Here is a 2,786-nt window from a genome sequence, read left to right as displayed (position 1 = left end):
CATTTTAATGGTGGTTGTACAAGCGAAATAATAAGTGATCAAGGTCTAATTTTAACAAATCATCATTGTGGATTCTCGCAAATACAGTCGCATTCTTCTTTAGAAAACGATTATTTAAAGGATGGTTTCTGGGCTATGAATTTGGAAGACGAATTGCCAAACGAAGGTCTTTATATAGAATTTATAGTTAGAATAGAAGACGTTACTTCTCAGGTTTTATCTGGAGTTACAGATACAATGTCCGAAAAAGAAAAGCAATCTCAAATTAGTAAAAACAGTAATGCTGTTGAAGGAGCTACTAAAAAAGAAGCTTGGCAAGACACTAAAATGAAGGCTTTTTTTAATGGCAATCAGTACTTTTTATTTGTGACTGAGCGTTTTGAAGATATTAGATTGGTTGGTGCACCTCCAACAAGTATTGGAAAATTTGGTAGTGATACAGACAATTGGGTTTTCCCGAGACATACAGGAGATTTTTCTATGTTTCGTATTTATGCAGATGCTAATAATCGTCCAGCAAAATACAGTAAAGACAATAAGCCTTATAAACCAAAACACTTTTTACCAATTTCTTTAGATGGTATTGAAGAAGGAGATTTTACACTTGTTTTTGGTTTTCCAGGACGTACAAACGAATATTTACCAGCAGTTGCAATAGAACATATTACAAAAGAATTTAACCCAAGTAATATTGCCATTCGTGAAGCAGCTTTAAAAGTTATTGATGCTGCAATGAAAACTAGTGACGCTGTACGTATTAAATATGCTTCTAAACAGGCTAGAATTGCTAATGCTTGGAAAAAATGGATTGGCGAGAATTTAGGTATTGAAAAAAGTAATGCTGTAGCTAATAGAAAACAATTTGAAGCTGAATTTACTAGTGCTTTAAAAACTAAAGATTTAGTAAATAAATACGGAAATATTTTACCAGAATTCGATAAACTATATAAAGATTTTGCAAATGTAAACATTAAGCGTAGAAATTTTATTGAAGTTTTTATGGTTACAAACGAACTTATGCAAATAACTTTTAGAGCTTACCAAATGGAACAAGCTGTAAATGCGAATGCTGATAATTTTGAAAAAGCTAGAGTAGGCTTAATTAACAGGTTAAAAGGTATCCATAAAAATTACGATGCTACTGTAGACAAAGGCGTTTACAAAAACGTTATGGCTTTATACCAACCAAATAATATTGATGCTTCCATTTACGAAAAATCTGCGTTTACAAATTTAGATTCTGCTTTAGAGTTATTAAATGGTAAGCCAAAAGAGGTGCTTAAAAAATTGAATAAAGATGCAGCATATTTATATGCAAAGCCAATTATTGAGAAATTTGTGAATACTACAGATGCTGAATATGCAAAAAAGAATGAGGTGATTTCTGCTCTACAAACTAAATATATGACAGCTTTAATGGAAGCCTTACCAGACGCTCGCTATTTTCCAGATGCTAACAGTACACTTCGTGTTACTTATGGTCAAGTTCGTGGTTATGCTCCAAGAGATGCAGTGTATTATCAGCCAGTAAGTTACCTTGATGGTGTAATTGAAAAATTTGTGCCTGGTGATTACGAATTTGACGTACCTAAAAAACTACGCGATTTATACGAAGCTAAAGATTACGGACAATACGCAGACAAAAACGGAAAAGTGCCAGTTTGCTTTTTAGGAACAAACCACACAACTGGTGGAAATTCTGGAAGTCCAGCAATTGATGCACATGGAAATTTAGTAGGTTTAAACTTCGATCGTGTTTGGGAAGGCACAATGAGTGATATGAACTACGATCCAGAAATTTGCCGAAACATTATGGTAGATGCGCGTTATGTACTATTTATTGTAGATAAGTTTGCTGGAGCTACTCGATTGATTGATGAGATGAAATTGGTGCATCCTAAGAAGTAGTCATTAATAATTTTGAGATCCTGCTCAAAAATCAAACTTATATTAAATGAATAAAAGTTTCTTTAAAGAATTAACTAAAAAAGAAAACGGAAAATTCGACTTTCATGATAAGGATATTGGTTTAGGTGGTGGAGTAAGGAGTCCTAATGTTATTTATAAAGTAGAGTTTAAATATAAAGAAAACGAGTTTACTATCATTAACCGAACTGGTACTGCATACGTTGGAAACATTAACTGTAAACTATCAAAAACTATTCAACCCATAGAGTTTGAATTAAATACTATTTCTCATTTAAAAAATCTATTTCTTAGAAAAAAGAGTCGATTTAAAATAATTACAGATAATAAAAACTTAGATTCCTTTCTAAGGAAAAATAACGCGTTAAAATTATTAATTAAGATTGCAAATAAAGAAAATTTTAGTCCATTAATAAGATGTAAAAAAGATGAATTATGGAGTATTTCATCTGAATATCACTTAGAATTTGACAACTGGACTCAAGTCATTGAACCTATCATAGAGTTTTATAAAAACTTAATAGATGAGTTTGAAAAAAACAGCTAGTATTACGAACAAAAAATACCGCAAAATCAATTAATCTTTATTGAGAACAACGACTAACCAATCTTCAAATCACTCGAAGTGACGAACATAATAAATGAAGTAAAAATTAGTTATAACTATCTAACTAATAATCAAAGGTATTAAAACGCAACTTCTTTTATTAATTGTATGCTTATCATTCTTTAACTGCAAAGAAAAAGAAGACAAACAAATTCCTCTTGATGCTATTGTAGAAACCATACAAGAAACTATTATTGAAACTAAAAAACCAGCTTTCGATAGTACAAAACTTAGCCTAAATTTTAAAGCTAAA

At 31.1% G+C, this 2,786-nt stretch carries 3 protein-coding genes; 2 read left to right on the top strand and 1 reads right to left on the bottom strand.

Annotated features, from left to right (window positions below):
• Both Q0C58_RS11830 and Q0C58_RS11825 read left to right on the top strand, forming a co-directional pair.
• On the top strand, positions 1 to 1,908 hold a 1,908-nt coding region (locus Q0C58_RS11830; RefSeq protein ID WP_290701841.1), incomplete at its 5' end, for a S46 family peptidase.
• Positions 1,909 to 1,954: 46 nt separating this feature from the next.
• A complete protein-coding gene (locus tag Q0C58_RS11825; RefSeq protein WP_290701839.1) occupies positions 1,955 to 2,473 on the top strand; it encodes a hypothetical protein in 519 nt (172 codons plus the stop codon).
• A 120-nt stretch (positions 2,474 to 2,593) separates the two neighbouring features.
• On the opposite strand, the gene Q0C58_RS11820 is transcribed toward Q0C58_RS11825, so the two are convergent.
• Positions 2,594 to 2,786: hypothetical protein (locus Q0C58_RS11820; protein WP_290701836.1), on the bottom strand; the 193-nt coding region annotated here is incomplete at its 5' end.

The organism is Lacinutrix sp. (assembly GCF_023299985.1).
GTDB lineage: Bacteria > Bacteroidota > Bacteroidia > Flavobacteriales > Flavobacteriaceae > Lacinutrix.
This window is presented reverse-complemented; position numbering and strand designations above follow the sequence as displayed.

Bases quoted from the DNA above. Each gene is read 5' to 3' on its own strand.
- Q0C58_RS11825 (WP_290701839.1), top strand. From the start codon at position 1,955: ATGAATAAAAGTTTCTTTAAAGAATTAACTAAAAAAGAAAACGGAAAA.